The 2,340-nt window shown below is 72.3% G+C and carries 1 protein-coding gene; it reads left to right on the forward strand.

Going from position 1 to position 2,340, the window contains the following annotated elements; genetic code table 11:
- A partial coding sequence (locus HMPREF1138_RS07015; protein ID WP_009057990.1) for an FAD-binding and (Fe-S)-binding domain-containing protein occupies positions 1-2,265 on the forward strand: 2,265 nt, incomplete at its 5' end.
- Between the last annotated feature and the right edge of the window lie 75 nt (positions 2,266-2,340).

The raw sequence follows: 2,340 nt of genomic DNA on the forward strand, positions 1-2,340 counted from the left end.
CAAGCCTGGCCCGGCTTCGAGGACGCAGCCGTCCCACCCGAAAACCTCGGCGCGTACCTGCGCGACTTCACCGCCCTCATGGAGGAGTTCCACATCGACGGGCTCCTGTACGGGCACTTCGGCGACGGCTGCGTGCACGTGCGCCTCGCCATGCCACTCGAAACCCCCGAAGGCGTCGCCCACTCGCGCGCGTTCCTGCAGTCCGCGGCCCGCATCTGCGCGGCCCACGGCGGCTCCGTCTCCGGAGAACACGGCGACGGGCGCGCCCGCGGCGAGCTCCTGCGCTTCATGTACTCCCCCGAGATGCTCGACCTGTTCGCCCGCGTCAAGCACGTCTTCGACCCCGGTAACCTCCTCAACCCCGGTGTGCTCGCCGCCCCCATGGACGAGGCCGAGGCCGCCTCCCGCGCTCGGGCGCGGGCTCTCGCGGCGCGAGCTCTTGCCGCGCAAGATGGTGGCGGAGCCGGTTCCAGTGGCAACTTCGGCGCTGGTTTCGTTCTCGGGGCCGACGCTGCGGGCCCGGCCCCGGGCAGAGGCGCTGCCGATATGCCGACGTCCCTGCGCGCTGATGGTTCCGCGGGTTCCGCTCGCGCATCTGACGATGCGGCCGCCGCCGGCTCCTCGCGCCCATCCGACGTGTCCGGCCCACTCGCCGTTGCTGGCGGCCAGCTCGAACTCCAACCGGGCGTCGATCCGTTGGATCTCAATCTGCGCCGCGTTGCTGCGCGTCCCATGCCCGCCGACGGCGGCTTCGCGTTCACCCACGACGGCGGCGACTTCACAGCCGCCGTCCACCGCTGCACGGGCGTGGGCAAGTGCCGCGCCGGAGTGCCCGGCACGTTCATGTGCCCGTCTTACCTGGCCACCCGCGACGAGAAGGACGTGACCCGAGGGCGCGCTCGCATCCTCCAGGAGGCCGCGAACTCGCAGCTCGTTCAGGCCATCAACTCCCCCGAAGTCCTCGAGGCCCTCGACCTGTGCCTGGCCTGCAAGGCCTGCTCCGCCGACTGTCCCGCCGGCGTCGACATGGCCCGCTACCGCTCCGAAGCGCTCTTCCGCACCTACCGGGGGCGCCTGCGCCCCCTCAGCCATTACACGCTCGGCTGGCTGCCGCGCCTCACCCGCGTCACCGCGCGCGTGCCCGGCCTGGCGGCCGTCGCTAACGCCATCATGTCAGTGGCCCCCCTGCGGTCGCTGGCCTTCCGCATCATCGGACTCGACCCTCGCCGAGGCATGCCCGCCCTCCAGTCGGGCACCGTCACCGCGTGGGCTCGCCGCCGCAACCTGCTGGCGGATTGTGTCCCGGCTGGCGACGCAGCATCTTCTTTCACAGCGACTTCCAGCACTGCGGCTCCCGCTGCCGCAACTTCCGCTGCCGCAACTTCCGCTGCCGCAACCGATGCCCGCGAGCACGGCGGCACCCCGGCCTCGTCCAACTCTGCCCGCGAGCACGGCGGCACCCCGGCCTCGTCCAACTCTGCCCGCGAGCGCGAGGCGGCCACTGCCTCGTCGACGGTGAGCTCCCCGGTCCTGAGCGGCCCGCGCGACCCCGGCGGGCGGCCGTATGCGCTCGTGTGGGCGGACTCGTTTAGTCAGACCCTGGACGGCGCGGGGGCGCGCGCGGTCGTTGACGTGCTCGAAGCAAACGGGTTTGCGCCGATCGTCGCGCCCGACGCATGCTGCGGGCTCACGTGGATCACGACCGGGCAACTGACGGGCGCCAAGAAACACTTGGCGTCGCTGCTCAGCATCCTCGCGCCCTTCGCCGCTGCGGGGATCCCGATCGTCGGCGTCGAGCCCTCGTGCACGGCGGTGCTGCGCGACGACCTGGCGGACCTGCTGCCCGAGGATCCGCGCTCGATGCTCGTGTCGGGCGCGACGCACACCCTCGCCGAGGTGCTGTCGGCCGTGCCGGAGTCGTCGCGCAACCTGCCGAGCCTGGAGGGCGTCGAGATCGTCGCGCAGCCGCACTGCCACCACTACTCCGTCATGGGGTGGGACACGGACCAGGCGCTGCTCGAGTCGCTGGGTGCGCGCGTCACGCGGCTCGAGGGGTGCTGCGGCCTGGCCGGGAATTTCGGCATGGAGGCGGGCCACTACGACCTGTCGGTCGCGGTCGCCTCGCATTCGCTGCTGCCGTCCCTGTCGGCCCAGCCGGACGCCGTGTACCTGGCGGACGGCTTCTCGTGCCGCACCCAGGCGGCGCAGCTGGCGGGCCGTGGGGGCGTCCACCTGGCGACGCTGCTCGCGGGGCGTTCCGCCTGAATCCCGGTGTTGCTGTGGGCCCCACGGGTGTTCCGGGCGCCGTCGGGTCTTGCTGTGGGGCTGGGCTGCTTGGCG

Source organism: Actinomyces sp. ICM58 (assembly GCF_000283035.1).
In the GTDB taxonomy this organism is placed as follows: Bacteria; Actinomycetota; Actinomycetes; order Actinomycetales; family Actinomycetaceae; genus Pauljensenia.